This window comes from Aquirufa echingensis, from assembly GCF_042714525.1.
In the GTDB taxonomy this organism is placed as follows: Bacteria; Bacteroidota; Bacteroidia; order Cytophagales; family Spirosomataceae; genus Aquirufa; species Aquirufa echingensis.
The window spans coordinates 281,697-297,286 of sequence record NZ_JBBKYA010000004.1; the positions used below are offsets into that span (position 1 = coordinate 281,697).

Annotated in this window: 14 protein-coding genes; 9 read left to right on the top strand and 5 right to left on the bottom strand. The window is 42.7% G+C overall.

The annotated features are described in order from the left end of the window. Positions 1–7 precede the first annotated feature (7 nt). On the bottom strand, positions 8–724 hold the full coding sequence (locus SKC38_RS09195; RefSeq protein ID WP_377976845.1) for a YebC/PmpR family DNA-binding transcriptional regulator: 717 nt from the start codon (positions 722–724) through the stop codon (positions 8–10). Between the two features lie 107 nt (positions 725–831). On the opposite strand from SKC38_RS09195, the gene SKC38_RS09200 reads away from it, so the two are divergent. The 7 genes from SKC38_RS09200 to accD all read left to right on the top strand — a co-directional run bounded on the left by SKC38_RS09200 (position 832) and on the right by accD (position 9,031). Further along, positions 832–3,066, top strand: coding sequence for a DUF5916 domain-containing protein (locus SKC38_RS09200; protein WP_377976846.1), 2,235 nt, complete (start codon positions 832–834; stop codon positions 3,064–3,066). Between the two features lie 20 nt (positions 3,067–3,086). Continuing rightward, a complete protein-coding gene (locus SKC38_RS09205; protein WP_377976847.1) occupies positions 3,087–3,596 on the top strand; it encodes a DUF2911 domain-containing protein in 510 nt (169 codons plus the stop codon). A 121-nt stretch (positions 3,597–3,717) separates the two neighbouring features. Continuing rightward, entirely contained in the window at positions 3,718–4,086 is a 369-nt protein-coding gene (locus SKC38_RS09210) for a response regulator (RefSeq protein WP_315577041.1), read from the top strand. 13 nt (positions 4,087–4,099) lie between these two features. After that, a complete protein-coding gene (locus SKC38_RS09215; protein ID WP_377977026.1) occupies positions 4,100–4,861 on the top strand; it encodes an MBL fold metallo-hydrolase in 762 nt (253 codons plus the stop codon). Positions 4,862–4,863: 2 nt separating this feature from the next. Continuing rightward, on the top strand, positions 4,864–5,511 hold the full coding sequence (locus SKC38_RS09220) for an HAD family hydrolase (RefSeq protein WP_377976848.1): 648 nt from the start codon (positions 4,864–4,866) through the stop codon (positions 5,509–5,511). An 18-nt stretch (positions 5,512–5,529) separates the two neighbouring features. Then, positions 5,530–8,136, top strand: coding sequence for a T9SS type A sorting domain-containing protein (locus SKC38_RS09225; RefSeq protein WP_377976849.1), 2,607 nt, complete (start codon positions 5,530–5,532; stop codon positions 8,134–8,136). Between the two features lie 49 nt (positions 8,137–8,185). After that, on the top strand, positions 8,186–9,031 hold the full coding sequence (gene accD, locus SKC38_RS09230) for an acetyl-CoA carboxylase, carboxyltransferase subunit beta (RefSeq protein ID WP_377976850.1): 846 nt from the start codon (positions 8,186–8,188) through the stop codon (positions 9,029–9,031). A 120-nt stretch (positions 9,032–9,151) separates the two neighbouring features. On the opposite strand, the gene SKC38_RS09235 is transcribed toward accD, so the two are convergent. Together SKC38_RS09235 and SKC38_RS09240 are read right to left on the bottom strand one after the other, a co-directional pair. Next, positions 9,152–9,961 (bottom strand): zinc ribbon domain-containing protein, encoded by an 810-nt coding sequence (locus SKC38_RS09235; RefSeq protein ID WP_377976851.1) that lies wholly within the window; start codon positions 9,959–9,961, stop codon positions 9,152–9,154. Positions 9,962–9,999: 38 nt separating this feature from the next. Next, positions 10,000–11,094, bottom strand: coding sequence for a Nif3-like dinuclear metal center hexameric protein (locus SKC38_RS09240; protein ID WP_377976852.1), 1,095 nt, complete (start codon positions 11,092–11,094; stop codon positions 10,000–10,002). 75 nt (positions 11,095–11,169) lie between these two features. On the opposite strand from SKC38_RS09240, the gene SKC38_RS09245 reads away from it, so the two are divergent. Beyond that, the gene (locus SKC38_RS09245) at positions 11,170–11,610 is read left to right on the top strand and encodes an NUDIX domain-containing protein (protein ID WP_377976853.1); all 441 of its coding nucleotides are present in this window, start codon (positions 11,170–11,172) and stop codon (positions 11,608–11,610) included. Here SKC38_RS09245 and SKC38_RS09250 read toward each other — a convergent pair. Continuing rightward, on the bottom strand, positions 11,585–12,973 hold the full coding sequence (locus SKC38_RS09250; protein ID WP_377976854.1) for a high affinity choline transporter 1: 1,389 nt from the start codon (positions 12,971–12,973) through the stop codon (positions 11,585–11,587). The two genes, SKC38_RS09245 and SKC38_RS09250, sit on opposite strands and share 26 nt — an antisense overlap. Positions 12,974–13,020: 47 nt before the next feature. On the opposite strand from SKC38_RS09250, the gene SKC38_RS09255 reads away from it, so the two are divergent. Next, positions 13,021–14,268 carry a D-alanyl-D-alanine carboxypeptidase gene (locus SKC38_RS09255; protein ID WP_377976855.1) on the top strand — a complete coding sequence of 416 codons (1,248 nt, stop codon included), beginning with the start codon at positions 13,021–13,023 and terminating at the stop codon, positions 14,266–14,268. Here SKC38_RS09255 and SKC38_RS09260 read toward each other — a convergent pair. After that, entirely contained in the window at positions 14,251–15,570 is a 1,320-nt protein-coding gene (locus SKC38_RS09260; RefSeq protein WP_377976856.1) for an APC family permease, read from the bottom strand. The two genes, SKC38_RS09255 and SKC38_RS09260, sit on opposite strands and share 18 nt — an antisense overlap. Positions 15,571–15,590: the final 20 nt, after the last annotated feature.

Here is a 15,590-nt window from a genome sequence, read left to right on the forward strand (position 1 = left end):
TTTAGCTTTATCCCATATTATGGTAGACGTTCTGCACATCGTCGTCTTCTTCCAGTCGCTCGATGAGTTTTTCTACATCCGCCACTTGTGCGTCCGTCAACTCCTTTGTTTCGTCTGGAATGCGCTCAAAGTCGGCACCCAACAACTCATATCCTTGACCCTCTAAATATTTTTGAATTCCACCAAAAGCGGTGAACTCCCCATAAATATTGATTTGGTTCGTTTCTTCGTCCAAGAATACTTCGTCCACACCTAAATCGATCAATTCCAATTCTAGTTCCTCTAAATCGATTTCCGGTTTAGCTGCGATTTTGAAAACGGATTTACGTGTAAAGATGAAATCCAACATTCCCGTCGTACCCAATGAACCGCCACATTTTGTGAATGATGAACGGATGTTGGCTACCGTACGATTGATGTTATCAGTTGTTGTTTCCACCAAAATGGCGATGCCATGTTGGGCATATCCTTCGTAAACAATCTCTTTGTAGTCCTCTTGATCTTTGGACGTAGCCCGTTTAATCGCACGTTCCACGTTTTCTTTTGGCATATTCACTGCCTTCGCATTCTGAATGATGGCTCTTAAACGTGAATTCGATGAAGGGTCTCCACCTCCAGCTTTTACAGCAATGACAATATCTTTACCAATTTTAGTAAAGGTCTTGGCCATCTGCCCCCATCTCTTGAATTTACGTGCTTTTCGGAATTCAAATGCTCTTCCCATGCGTTAACGGTTTTAAAATTTTGATGCAAAAATAATCAAGCCCTATAAGACCCACAAGTCCCAGGTAAAAATAACTTACCTTTGTTTGTTAACCTATTTAAACGAGCATGAAAAGAGTTTTTCTCATCCTGTGTTTCCTGAGTTGTTTGATTCAAACAATTCAAGCACAAAAAATCAATGACAAATTTCAAATGCACATTCAAAAAACGACCGGTAAGGTTGTGATTGATGGTGTTTTGAATGAGCAAGCCTGGTTTGACGCCGCGGCTGTCAGCGATTTCATGATGTGTAATCCTTTCGATTCATTGTGTGCCCAAGTGCGTACGGATGTGAAAATGTCGTACGACGATAAATACATCTACATTTCTGCCGAATGTTTTTTAAAGGAACCCGGTGCCTTTGTGGTGGAATCCATGAAACGCGATTTCTCTTTTGGGGTGAATGATAATTTTTTGGTCTTCATTGATACTTTTGAAGACAAAACAACGGGGTTTGCATTTGGCGCGAATGCTGCCGGCGCGCAATGGGACGGACAGATGTCGGAAGGTGCCAAAGTTAACCTCAACTGGGACAATAAGTGGGAATCTGCCACGACCTATAAACGTGATTCTTGGATTTTTGAAGCGGCTATTCCCTTTAAGTCCATTCGCTATAAGGACAATATCAAACGCTGGGGCATCAACTTCTCTCGTTATGATTTGAAGGCCAAAGAGAAGTCGGCCTGGGCACCCGTTCCTCGCCAATTTCCTACGGCTTCCTTAGCCTATGCGGGTGTTTTGGTTTGGGAAACGGCACCACCTGCTCCAAAAAAGAATATTTCCATTATTCCGTACGGTCTTTCGGGACTTACGGCAAATTATGAGTCGAAGGATCCTGCTGCCTTTCGCAATCAAATAGGTGGGGATATCAAAGTTGCCATCAATTCAGGTTTGAACTTGGATATGACGTTGAATCCAGATTTTTCGCAGGTGGATGTGGATCGCCAACAAACAAACTTGGATCGTTTTGAATTATTTTACCCCGAAAAACGCCAGTTTTTTATTGAGAACTCGGATTTGTTTGATGGCTTTGGAACGGATAATATTCGCCCCTTTTTCTCCCGTCGGATAGGTTTGGCATTGAATCCCAAAACCGGAATTTATGAGCAAACACCCATTACCTATGGAGCGCGAGTAAGTGGTAAATTAAATCCGGATTGGCGGATTGGAGCCTTGAATGTACAGTCGCAGCGCATTGATGCGAAGGGAGTTCCTACGCAAAATTATTCGATGATTGCTTTGCAAAGAAAGTTGTTTTCCCGTTCCAATATCGGCGTGTATATGGTCAATAAAGAGTCTTTTATTGATACGGATTTACAGAAAGCCAATGGTTATCAACCCTACAACCGGGATGTTGGATTTGAATATAACCTAGCCTCAAAAGATAATTTTTGGACAGGTTCGCTATTTTATTCGAAAACGATTAGTCCGTTAAACGAAGGAAACGATTTTTCACAAGCCGCCTCTTTGGCTTATGCAGATAATAACTGGGCCTTTGCCATTAAGGAGCAATGGGTAGGCGAGCATTACAACCCGGAAGTGGGTTATGTGCCTCGAATCAATTACCTCCAAATTCAACCGGAGGCAGCGAAAATATTTTATCCCAAAAACAAAAATACCAATCTGTTTTATACCAGTTTGAAGTTGATGTCCATGTCGTATTGGAATAATCAGGGTACCTACACCGACAACACGACTTACGTTGCCTATGACGGAACGATGAAGGATCGGTCAACATTTGGTTTGTATCTGTCCTATGATTTTGTCAAATTATTGTATGATTTTGATGCGACAAGAATGGGAAATACGGCTTTAAAAAGAGGAACCGAGCACGATTGGTATGCAGTGAATGCACGTTATGGGTCATCGCCCATCAAGCTTTTTACGTATGCATTAACCTCCCGTTTTGGTGGGTATTTTGGAAATGGTTGGCGCACGGGTTTAACAGCTGATATTGGTTATCGATTCCAACCCTACGGTAGTGTCTCCGTGGCCGTCGATTACAACGATATTCAAGATGTGGAAATTCCGGGTACAGATAAAATGCTTGCGAAAAAAGTGTCTTCGCAGTTTTGGATTATCCGACCAAAAATCGACATAACCTTTACGAATAAACTGTTTTTTGCTACGTTCTTTCAGTTGAACCAACAAACGAAAAATGTCAATTTAAATGCGCGTTTGCAATGGAGGTATAAGCCGGCTTCGGATTTGTTTTTGGTGTATACCGACAATTATTTCCCTGAGATTATGCAAATTCGTAACCGGGCCATCGTGATAAAATTGAATTATTGGCTTAATTTGTAATCTTAAACAACAAAATAATTATGAAAAAGTATTTAGCAATTTTATTCAGTGTGATGACTTTCGGAGCATTTGCTCAAAAAGCGCCAGCGTCGCCACCAGCCGTGGTTATTCAAAAGGTAGGTACTACAGAAGTGATGGTTAAGTATGCGCAACCTTCGGTGAAAGGTCGTTTGGTATTTGGTGCGAAAGATGCCAAAGCATTGGCTCCTTATGGGGAAGTTTGGCGTACAGGTGCGAATGAAGCAACAACGATTGAGTTTTCTGCGGACGTGACAGTTCAAGGAAAGCCTTTGGCTAAAGGGGTATATTCTTTGTTTACGATTCCTGGCCCAACGGAATGGACGGTTATTTTCAATAGCGATGCAAAACAATGGGGCGCTTATACGTACAAGGCAGAAAAAGATGTGTTACGCGTAACTGGAAAAGTGAGCGAGCATGCAATGACAGAGAAATTCACGATAGGAGTTTCGTCTACAGGCCAAATCACCTTCGATTGGGATAAAACATCTGTTTCGATTTACGTGAAATAAGGAATTTGAATTCATTTTAAAAGCGGCTCAATTGAGTCGCTTTTTTTATTGCGTAATTTCATTTGTTTCTCTATTTTTACTTGAATATGAGGTTTAGCCTCAAAATATCAAATCGAATTTTATGAAAAAAGTATTAATCGCCGAGGACAGTTCTGTCATTCAAAATTTAGCTCGTAAGATTTTAGAATTTCAAAATTTTGAAATTCATGCGGTAAAAAATGGCCAACAAGTATTGGATGAATTAGCAAAAGCTGATTTTGATATTCTTTTATTGGACATCAATATGCCAGTAATGGACGGAATGGATTGCGCTAAAGCGGTTCGTGCTTTGTCTGATGCTAAAAAAGCGGCGATTCCGATGATTGCCATTACAGGAAATGCAAGAAACTATACGATGGAAGATTTTAAGGCCGTTGGTTTTGATGATTTCTTAGCAAAGCCTTTGAATTTTGATGCTTTGGTTTCTCAAGTGAAAGCATTAACTGAATAATTTTATGTCCCCAATCCAGGTACGCTTTTTAGGGACTGGAACATCACAGGGGATTCCCATGATCGCTTGTTCCTGCGAGGTGTGTGCCTCGCAAGACACGCGAGATCAGCGCTTGCGCGTTTCCATGCACATTCAGGTGCAAGGGAAAAGTTTCATCATTGATACGGGGCCAGATTTTCGCCAACAAATTTTGCGTGCAGGGATTAAGCGTGTAGATGCAGTGCTTTTTACGCATGAACACAAAGATCATACGGCTGGCTTAGACGATATTCGGGGGTTTAATTTTGCCCAACAAGCATCTATTCCCTTGTATGCAAGAGCCCAGGTCATTGATCAATTGAAGCGCGAATTTGCCTACGCTTTTGACGAACATAAATATCCAGGTGTCCCTGAAATCGATGTGTATGAAATCGATGGGCAACCTTTTTCCGTTGAAGGCGTGCAGGTCATCCCTGTCTTCGTGAAGCATTATTTCTTGGATGTGTTAGGATTTCGTTTTGGGGATTTTACCTACATCACGGATGCGAATTTCATTGCCGACGAAGAATTGGAAAAGATAAAAGGTTCCAAAGTACTTGTCATCAATGCTTTGCGCAAGACGAAGCACGTCTCCCATTTTACTTTGGATGAGGCATTGGAAGTTATTGCTAAAATACAGCCCGAACAGGCCTACATCACGCATATCAGCCACATGATGGGATTGCATGACGCGGTCCAAAAAGAATTACCTCCCAACGTTTTTTTGGCCTATGATGGCCTAAGCCTAAGTATTTAATCATGAAAGCTGTACTTTTTGATATGGATGGTGTGGTCGTTGATAATTTACCTTATCACGTAGACGCCTGGCTATTGTTTTGTGAACGACATAATATTCCATTAACGCGTGAGGTGTTTTACAAGGAATTAAATGGCATGAATTCCAAAGATACCTTTGAATGGTTTTATAAAATGGAGATGACCCGCGCGGAAGTCGAAGTACTCGAAGAAGAAAAAGAGATTTTATATCGCGGATTTTACCAAGCGCACATGAAGCCAGCTCCTGGATTGTTGGTGTTTTTAAAGACTTTACGTGCACATGGAATAAAGACGGCATTGGCCACATCAGCCGGTCCTGGCAATATAGATTTTATTGTGGATGGTTTAGGTATTCGGGATCAGTTCGACGCGATTATCGGTGGGGCGGAAGTGCACAAAGGAAAACCGGATCCAGAAATATATTTGAAAGCTGCTGAAATGGTGGGGGTAGCACCTGCTGATTGTTGGGTGATTGAAGATTCACTACAAGGCATTTCGGCGGGCTTGAACGCTGGGATGCAGGTTGTGGGAATTACGACTTCACATACGGCGACTGAATTAGCACATACACAATGGGTCGCAGCTGATTTCGTCGATTTGTTTGAAAAGCTACAACAATTGAATTCCTAATCCATTTAAATTCGTGCTATGAAGAAGTTTTACTGCTATTTGTTGTTGATTTTAGTTGGAAGCACGAGTAATCTCTTGGCGCAAAAAATTAAAATGGAGTTCAAGCCGGGCTTAATCGTCGAGGAATATACACCAGAAAAATCAGGTATTCACCGGGAATTACCAGAAGGGTATTCCCAACGCATGTTGGAGGAAATCCAAAATCGAAATGCGCGCGCCTCGCAAGCGCAACAAAGTGTGAAAGCGGGAACGCAGGTTGTCGTTACCTATGAAACCGTTCCGCCTGCTGATATCAAGACGATTTTTGAACGCGCTGCGAACCTTTGGGCTACATCCCTAAATTCAGACGTTACCATCAATATTTATGTGCAATGGAAATCCTTGGCGACAGGGGTTTTGGGAAGCGCGGGGGCATCGACCAATGTTCGGAATTTTGTTGGGTCCAATCGCCTGAATACCTGGTATCCCGTAGCCTTAGCCGAGAAAATGGCGCATAAGAATTTGAATGGTACGAATCCGGATATCGTGGCAACCTTTAATTCCGACTTTACAGATTGGTATACGGGTACGGATGGTGTACCGAAACTCAATCAAATCGACCTTTATTCGGTGGTTTTGCATGAATTTGGGCATGGGCTAGGCTTTATCGGGCAGGTTGGGTTGACCTCTGATAAATCACAAGCGGCCTACGGATATCCAGGTATTTTTGATCAGTTTATGTTTAATTCGGCCGGTGCGGCCCTAATGGATACGACTAAGTTTGATAATCCGTCAGCCACTTTGAAAACGCAAGTTTCTTCGAATAGCCTTTTTATTAGTTCTCCCAATATCGTGCGATTGAATGGTGAGAAAGGGAAATTATATGCGCCTACGAGTTTTTCGGATGGTTCAAGCATTTACCACGTCGACCAAGCGAAATATAAAGTTGGCGACCCGAATGCCCTCATGACACCACAAATTGCACGCGGTGAGGTAACTCGCGATATTGGCCCGATTGTGTTAGGAGCTTTCAGTGACTTTGGTTGGTCTTCTTCCAATATCATCGCTGAAAATTACAATGATACCGAGGATGTTTCGAAAGACATTCTCTTTACCGCCAAAGTCTATTCGGATACCTTGATAAATGAATCTTCCGTTAAATTGATGATGGCGATTGATAAAAGTATTTTGTCTGCGACTTCCATGCCTTTGGTCAAGTCGGGAAATACCTACACATACACCCTGCCAAAATCTTCCACAACGCGCAAGATTAATTATTATTGGACGGCAAATGATGCTGGGGGGAAGAAATTTACAACACCTGCGGAGGCGCCGGTGATTGCGGGAACGAACTTTGGGAGTTATTTTGATTTTACCGTGGGTGCGGATACCGTGAAGCCGGTGGTTATTTATGCGAACCCGTTGAAGTATATATTTAATTCGCAGACGACTGTTACCTTGCCAACGTTGCTGACCTCGGACAATATAGGAATATCCGCGGTTTACATGGAATATTCAATCAATGGTGCGGCATTCGTTCGGAAAGATTTTACCAAAATCGCTGGTGAAACGTTTAAGTATAGCAACAGTTTTAATTTTACTTCTGGGCAGTTGAAGGCTGGGGATGTTATCCGTTACCGGGTGGTGGTTGCTGATGCGGCGAAGATTTCCAACATCGTTTATAGCCCTGCATCGGGATATTACGACTTTAAAGTTTTGGCTTTAGCCGATCCAGTGGCATCCTATGTGCAGAACTTTGATACGACACCTTCGGCAGATTTCTTCTTGAAAGGTTTTAATTTAACACAAGCAGCAGGCTTTTCGAGTGGAGCCTTACATTCCGTACACCCTTATGCGGATGGAATTGAGGAGTCGTATGATGGAGTTGGCGGTACAGATAAATTCACGAATTCAGATGCGATTTTGTTGAAGCCCATTAAAATTTCTGCCGATAACCCGAAAATTACCTTCGATGAAATTGTGTTGGTGGAACCGGGTGAAGCGGGAGAATCTTTCTTAAATGCGGATGGTACAGTGAATCGTAGTTTCTTTGATTATGTGATTGTACAAGGCTCGAATGATCAAGGCAAGACCTGGTATAACTTTGCCAATGGTTGGGATTCGAACCTCTATTCTACTTGGTTATCTAAATGGAATAGTGCGAGCGATACGGATGGAAATTCAACTGCTATTGCAACAAGCACCTTGGTAAAAAGCCACGAAATTGATATGTTGGCATCCGGAAAATTCAGCGTGAATGACCAAGTGGTCATTCGCTTCCGCTTGCATGCAGATGTGGGTGCGCATGGCTGGGGCTGGGCTGTGGATAATTTGAAGATTCAAGCCCCTAAAGTGGATCCTATTTTAGCGATTGAACCTTCATCTATCGCAAAGGGCCTTCAAGTTTCCCCTAATCCAAGTTCCGGTCTTTTGCAGGTGGTGTATGAGCAGGCGAGTGATTTGAATGGAATTGCTTTACGCGTGATTGATTTGCAGGGAAGACCTGTATTTAATCAAAATTATGCTACGCAGGGTAATCGCTTTGACCAACAAGTTGACTTGTCGTATTTGGGTTCTGGGACATACGCCTTGCAATTGCAGGTGCAAAATCAAGTGGTTTTGAAACGATTTGTCTTGGTCAAATAGAGAAGCTAATGCCTTTTTAATTATCTTTGCAAACATTTAATTTAGCATTATGTCTTGGTTTACAAGAAAAGATAAAGGGATTCAGACTCCCACCGAATTTAAACGTGAAGCACCCGATGGACTTTGGTATCAATGCCCGTCTTGCAAAAAAGCGTTACATACACGGGAACACCGCTTGTTCGCATTTACCTGCTCAAGCTGTAATTACCACGAAAAAATTGGTTCTCAGGAGTATTTCGAATTGCTTTTTGATCAATCGCGTTACACAGAATTAGATCCAATGTTGAGTTCAGGTGATCCATTGAACTTTACAGATACAAAAAAATACACTGACCGAGTAAAAGCAACGGAGCACAAAACAGGATTGAAAGATGCTGTCCGTGCAGCTTATGGTGACATGAACGGAATGCCTATTACGATTGCTGCCATGGATTTTAGTTTCATTGGAGGTTCGATGGGTTCCGTAGTAGGAGAGAAGATTTCTCGTGCCATCGATCATTCGTTGAAAACTGGAACTCCGTTTTTAATGATTTCTCGTTCAGGTGGTGCGCGTATGATGGAGGCAGGTTTCTCCTTGATGCAAATGGCGAAAACTTCAGCTCGTTTAGCGCTATTAGCTGAAGCAAAAATTCCGTATATCTCTTTGTTGACAGACCCCACAACTGGTGGTGTGACAGCATCCTTTGCGATGTTGGGCGATTTTAACATCGCGGAACCAGGTGCTTTAATTGGTTTTGCTGGACCACGTGTCATCAAAGAAACGATTGGTAAAGATTTGCCAAAAGGTTTCCAAAGCGCTGATTTCGTTTTGGATCATGGCTTCTTGGATTTCATCGTTGATCGCAAGGATATGAAGGATAAATTAAGCGCCTTATTAGGGATGTTGAAGAAATAAGAATCTCTTTATGTATGAAGAGCTCAGTCGGAAGGCTGAGCTTTTTTTATGCCTGCTGTATGGGCACAAAAAAAGCCTGAAGATTATTCAGGCTTTTTTTTTTATGTTACGGGAGGAAGCTTATTCTGCAGCTGTTGCCGCTGCTGCAGTTGCCGCTTTTCCACGTGGTTTTTTCTCTTTTTCTGGCGCTGGGATTGGATCCTCGACACCTGCCAAAATACGTCCGCAATGCTCACAAACGATCAATTTCTTCTTGTCTTTGATGTCTGTTTGACGTTGTGGAGGTACTGAGCTGAAACATCCGCCACAAGCACCACGCTTAACCATTACAACCGCAAGGCCATTGATCGCGTTATCGCGTAATTTTGTGTAAGACTTTAATAAACGTTCTTCAACGCTCTTCAACGCTTTCTCGCGATCTTTTGAGAATTTAAGCTCATCTTCTTCGCTTTCGCTGATGATTACTTCTAATTCTTTTTGTTTGATTTCAAGATCCTTTTTACGCTCATGTAAATTAGATTCTGCGCTCGCGATTTCGTCGTTTTTATTCAATACTTTGAAATCGATTTCTTTGATACGCTTATCTGCAATCTCCATTTCTAAGCCTTGTAATTCAATTTCTTTTGAAATGGCATCGTGTTCACGGTTGTTGCGAACATTCATTTGTTGCTCTTTGTACTTGATGATAAGCTTCTCAGAGTCCTTTTTAGAAATTTTGTAATTCGAAATTTGCTCTTCGAATGAACTGATTTCTGCTTGAAATTTTGATAAACGAGTTTCTAAACCAGCGATTTCATCCTCTAAATCACGAACCTCTTCAGGTAAATCACCTCGTACTTTCTTGATATTGTCTAAGGCTGAATCAATGGTTTGAAGCTTTAATAAGCCTTCTAACTTTTGAGCAATTGTAGTTTCGGTAACTGTAGCCATTCTTCTTGTTGCGTTTGAATTATTAATTCGCTCTAAAATTAAGCATAACTCACAGGATTGCTGTTGGTCATACTTTTCAGAACGGCAAAAGTACTAAAATTATTTGATAAATAAGCATGGATTGCATCCTTTATCATGACTTCAGATTCATAATGGCCTATATCGCAAATGGTGCAATGATTTTCCGCATCAAAGAATTCATGATATTTGAAATCCCCACTGATAAATACATCTGCGCCTGCTTTAATTGCGTCCTTGAGTAAAAAACTTCCCGCGCCTCCGCATAGTGCGATGCGTTTAATGGATTTGCCCAGCCAGGCTGTATGTCGGAAATGCTTTAACCCCAATTGCCCTTTCAAATAAGCACTGAACGCAACTGAGTCCATCTCGGTAGGTAATTCAGCGATATAGCCAGATCCCACTTCATCCCAAGTGTTATCTAGGGCTTGAATAAAATAGGCCACTTCTTCATAGGGATGCGCGGATTTCAACGCTTGAAAAATACTGTTTTCCAAATGTGACGGAAAAATCATTTGTACCTGATCTTCTTTGACTGCCTCCGCTTGATTATTTTCCCCAATCGTTGGATTCGCAGCTTCATTCGGTGTAAATCGGCCAATCCCTGTTTGACTAAAACTGCAGTCGGAATAATTACCAATGTTGCCCGCTCCGGCTGCATGTAAAGCTGTCCGAGTCATTTCAGCGGCATCGCTAGGGACGAAGTAGGTTAATTGCTTTAAGGCTTGCTTAAATGGGCGTAATACTTGTCCATTGACCAAGCCTAGAGTTTGGGCTAATTGGTAACTAACTCCCTTCGGCGCATGATCTAAATTGGTATGACTTGCATAGATCGCCACATCGTTTTTGATGGCCAAAATCATCGTGCGCTCCACATAATCTTTGCCAGTCAAGGATTTTAATCCTTTAAACACGATGGGATGGTGGGCCACAATCATGTTGCAGCCTTTCGCAATCGCTTCTTGAACGATGGCTTCCGTACAATCCAAGCTTATGAGTACACCGGATACAGCTTGTGATCGACTTCCGCAGAGCAGTCCGGCGTTGTCATAGGATTCTTGCCAACTTAATGGCGCCCATGTTTCCATGGAATTGCAAACGTCTTGAACGGTCATTTGGCAGGTTTTAGCATTGCAAAGGTAGGACAATTCGAAAAATAATGTTAATTTAAAGATGTATTACCCTAATTTATGCGTTGCAGACCGGCCCTAGTCTTAATTGAGAACAATCATTTACTCCTGATGAAATATCAGTACGGGGAACAATTTATCTATAACCTTCCAGGTGGAAATCCAGATCCCAGCGAATTACTGAGTGAAACGATCGCCCGCGAGTGCATGGAAGAATTAGGCATCGATGTAGAGGTTGGCGATATGCTGCTTATGGGCCAAGTTAGCGGAAGCGAGCAACGTGATGATGTGTTGCATATTCTTTTTGAAGGCGAATTACTTGCGGGTATTCCGGAATTGCAAGCGGCTGAAACGAGTGCCATGGAGGTTTTATGGATGCCCATTGAGCAAATCGCACAAGTAATCATGTATCCCAATGTGGGCGAGAATTTGTTGGATCTAATTTTGACCCAACAAAAAGGAAAATACATCGGAACTATTCAGCAACCTTGGTTGGCATAGGAAATCCATAAGTACCTACCAACAATCCGAACATACTTGCTAAGAGTCCAAACCAAATGGCGGGTATTTCCGTAGGATGCATGAAGTGAAAATAAGCCCACACCAATAGTCCCAAAATCATACTCAGGTGACTGCCCATCGCGCTGGCCTTTTTCCACCACAATCCCGAATTCAGCGGAATAAATAAGGAAACCAAACTAAATGCAGACGCCTCTCCCACGAGTTCAAAAATATTCTGCCGACTGACGGCCATCCAAATACAGGCTGTTGTCACTAACACCACCGAAAGGCGGATGATACCCAATACTTTTTTGTCGGAAGGATGCTTCATCATCGGTTTCAATAAATTCTCCCCTAATACAGATGCCGGGGCTAAAATCGCCCCACTCGTCGTACTCAATAAGGCTGAAAGCAAGGCGCCTAAAAACAAGATTTGAATCCCATAGGGCATAAAACGCATAACCAAATGGGGGATTAATAGCGTGTCGTCGGCCAATAGACTCGGGTATAATCGGACACCAATTAATCCAATCAATAAGGGCAGCATCGCAATGCTTAGATACATGGTTCCTGCGGCGATGCTCGCTTTGGCGGCAATGGGGCTACTTTTGGCCGACATGACCCGTTGGAAAATATCCTGCTGTGGAATACTTCCGAGTCCGATCACCATCCAAGCACCCAGGTATTTCAACCATTCAACGGGATCGGAGCTAAGCGGCGTAAACCGGAAAAATCCTTTGGGCTGTTGGTCAATAAATACCCCCAAATCAGGAATTTTATCCATTAATAAATAGGCCAAAATTAACAAGCCCACAATCAAGATGATGTTATGCAGGAAGTCGGTGATGGAAATCGACCACATCCCGCCCATGAGCGTATAGGTCATGACTAATAATGCCCCGATTACAATGCCTATTTCCGTACTGATGGGAAGCAAAAGATGTAAAGTAAGGCCCAAGGCAACGAGCTGAGCAGATATCCACCCAAAATAGGAGGGGATCATGACTAATGCAGATATTTTTTCCGACAGAGCCCCAAATCGAATTCGAAAGAAATCACTAAATGTTAAAACGGGGAGTGGATATAGTTTTCGGGCATAAATTGCACCCACAATGAATAAGCCTAATGCGGCGCCGAAAGGTTCTTCAATCACAGCATACAGTCCACCTCGAACAAATTCACGTGGCGCGCCCAATAAACTTTCTGATCCAAACCAGGTAGCAAACGTTACCATTGTGGCCAAACCAAATGACAAAGTCCGACCTGCTAATACGAAGTCGGTCGTGGTGCGCACTTTGGTGCTCGCAAACCAGCCGACTAGCAAGTTTAAGGCTAAATAAAAGATGACAAAACCTACAAGCATTCTTACTATTTGAGCACGAAAATACAGATTTTTTTTACCTTTAAGCTATGAAACTACTGGCATACCTTTCGTTGGTTGGCATCATCGCCACATCATGTACAAGTTCTCGAATCAAGAAAGCTTTTAAATTAGGACATCTAGATGAACAAGCCTCTGGGATTTTAATTCAGGAGTTGGAGAGCGGAAAGGTCGTTTTTCAGCACCATGCTGATCAGTATTTCATGCCCGCATCAAATGCCAAATTGCTTACGTTTCTACAGGCTAATCGGGTTTTAAAGGATTCAATTCCATCGTATCGATATTTGGAAACTGCGGATACATTGTATTTCTGGGGGACTGGAGATCCGAGTTTATTGCACCCTAATATTCATGGCGATGCCCTGTTGAAAAAACTCGAAGCTTCCAATAAAGTATTGGTTTTAGCGGATTCGGATGAGCATGTCCGTCCACTCGGAAGCGGATGGGCCTGGGATGATTATTCGGATGATTATTCCGCCGAAATTTCTTCCATCCCCATGTACAATAATCAAGTGCGGATTACCCAAAAATCAGGGGTGAAGACGGTTTCGCCTGCTTATTTTGCCTCAAATGTTAGTCTTGGAAAGAGTTTATTTGCAAAACGTGCCTATCATGCCAATCAGTTTGAAGTACCTAGCATTAAAAATGATTTTATTGAAGTGATGCCTTTTATTACTTCTGCTCGTCAAACAGCAGATTTACTCAGCTATGAAATAAATAAGCCTATTTATCTTCAGCCAAAGAAATTCGATGAGAGATCACGTTTAGCCTATGCAGGTAAGGTGGACAGCCTTTTCGTTCCGATGTTGCATGACAGTGATAATCAAATTGCGGAGCAAATGTTGTACCTGATCGCCGCACAAAAAAATTGGGTGGGGCCCACCAATAAGATTATTGAAAAATTAACAAAAGAGGATTCCTTGTTGAAGCCCATAAAATGGGTAGATGGTTCAGGACTTTCTCGCTATAATTTGATGCGCCCTAAAGATTTAGTCCATATATTATCGAAATTGAAGGAGGAAGTGGCCGAGGAGCGCCTTTTTAAACTTTTGCCGGAATCAGGTTCCACAGGTACCATTCGTAGGATGGTGCTGGATGATACGCGCTCACGCTTTTATGCGAAGTCGGGCTCCTTTGGAAATACCTATAATTTATCCGGATTTTATCGGGATGCGAAAGGCAAATTATATGTATTTTCAATTATGACAAATCTGGCGAACCACGGAAATGTAAATACGCGAATGAACATTTTGTGGATTCTAAACGCGCTTCGATAAGCCAAAGCGGTACACGAGGTAGCTGATACCCATAAATCCAATCACAAATGGAATGCTCGACGTATTTTGAATCAGCGTTCCGGCCAAAAATAAGCTCGAAATAAACACAAGCAGCAGAGGTAAATAGGGATAAGCCCAAACCTGATAGGGACGATGCAATTCAGGTTCTGTTTTTCTCAAGCGCAACAAGGAAGCAAAGCCCGCTAAATAACTTGCCACAAAAAAGAAGGTGGCGATGTCGGATAAGCGGTCGCTGATCGACTGGCTGCTTACCAAAAATAAACATGCCAAACCCACCGTCATGTGTGTCGCAACCGTCGGACTACCTTGGGCATTCACCTTGCCAGCGCCTGCAAAAAATAATCCATCCCGACTCATCGAAAAGATAACCCGAGGAGCAAACATGACTTGTGTATTCAGGATTCCTAAGATACTTAGCATCAAAAATGTTGTGACCCAGCGACCTGTTTGGGCCCCAAGAATCTTTTGCATCGCATCAGCGGCAGCTAGTTTGCTTTGACTTAATTCCGCCCAAGATAGCGTATTCAAGATGCCGATGTTGATGAGTATGTAAATGACCGCAACCACGATTACCCCGATAAACATGGATTTGGGCATGCTTTTCACGGGATCTTTATTTTCTTCTGTGAAATATGCGGCGGTATGCCAACCGTCAAATGCATAGAAAATGGAAAGTAAAGCAGTCAGAATACCTGACCATAAGGGTAAACCGCTCGGAGCTGCAGGGCTAGCGTGCCAGGTACCACCATCCCCATGCAAGAAACAAATAATGATAAATCCAATTAAGGCCATAGCCTTTATCCCACTCAGCCATTCTTGTGATTTTCCCGCAAGGACGACGCCCATTTGGTGAAAAAACCATAAGATAAGTAAGATGGAAATGGCACAATATAATACGTATTCTTGTAAGCTAGGAAAAAGAATGGCGAGGTATTCACTACAGGTATAGGACCCAAAACCTAAGGCGGTAACAGTCCCGAGCCAGGAACTTAGGCCCACTAAAAAACCTATATAGCGTCCAAATGCCCGTTCGGCATAGCCATACCAGGCGCCGGCTTTTGGGATGGAAAGACTTAATTCAAGTACGCAGCTTACACCTAAAAGGGCATAAACAGCAACAAGAAGCCATAATCCAATAATCAACGAAGGGTTGTGTAATAGCTCAGCAATAGGGCCGGGCTTACGAAGAATCCCTGTTCCCACCGTTCCGCCGAGTGTCACTGCCACCCCGAAACTCGTGCCCAGCACCTTCCACAATTGATTACTTGATTTTTTCTTCATAGCAAAGACAAAAATAGACG

Coding starts and splice junctions, on each gene's coding strand:
- SKC38_RS09195 (WP_377976845.1), bottom strand. CDS start 724: ATGGGAAGAGCATTTGAATTCCGAAAAGCACGTAAATTCAAGAGATGG.
- SKC38_RS09200 (WP_377976846.1), top strand. CDS start 832: ATGAAAAGAGTTTTTCTCATCCTGTGTTTCCTGAGTTGTTTGATTCAA.
- SKC38_RS09205 (WP_377976847.1), top strand. CDS start 3,087: ATGAAAAAGTATTTAGCAATTTTATTCAGTGTGATGACTTTCGGAGCA.
- SKC38_RS09210 (WP_315577041.1), top strand. CDS start 3,718: ATGAAAAAAGTATTAATCGCCGAGGACAGTTCTGTCATTCAAAATTTA.
- SKC38_RS09220 (WP_377976848.1), top strand. CDS start 4,864: ATGAAAGCTGTACTTTTTGATATGGATGGTGTGGTCGTTGATAATTTA.
- SKC38_RS09225 (WP_377976849.1), top strand. CDS start 5,530: ATGAAGAAGTTTTACTGCTATTTGTTGTTGATTTTAGTTGGAAGCACG.
- accD (WP_377976850.1), top strand. CDS start 8,186: ATGTCTTGGTTTACAAGAAAAGATAAAGGGATTCAGACTCCCACCGAA.
- SKC38_RS09235 (WP_377976851.1), bottom strand. CDS start 9,961: ATGGCTACAGTTACCGAAACTACAATTGCTCAAAAGTTAGAAGGCTTA.
- SKC38_RS09240 (WP_377976852.1), bottom strand. CDS start 11,094: ATGACCGTTCAAGACGTTTGCAATTCCATGGAAACATGGGCGCCATTA.
- SKC38_RS09245 (WP_377976853.1), top strand. CDS start 11,170: ATGCGTTGCAGACCGGCCCTAGTCTTAATTGAGAACAATCATTTACTC.
- SKC38_RS09250 (WP_377976854.1), bottom strand. CDS start 12,973: ATGCTTGTAGGTTTTGTCATCTTTTATTTAGCCTTAAACTTGCTAGTC.
- SKC38_RS09255 (WP_377976855.1), top strand. CDS start 13,021: ATGAAACTACTGGCATACCTTTCGTTGGTTGGCATCATCGCCACATCA.
- SKC38_RS09260 (WP_377976856.1), bottom strand. CDS start 15,570: ATGAAGAAAAAATCAAGTAATCAATTGTGGAAGGTGCTGGGCACGAGT.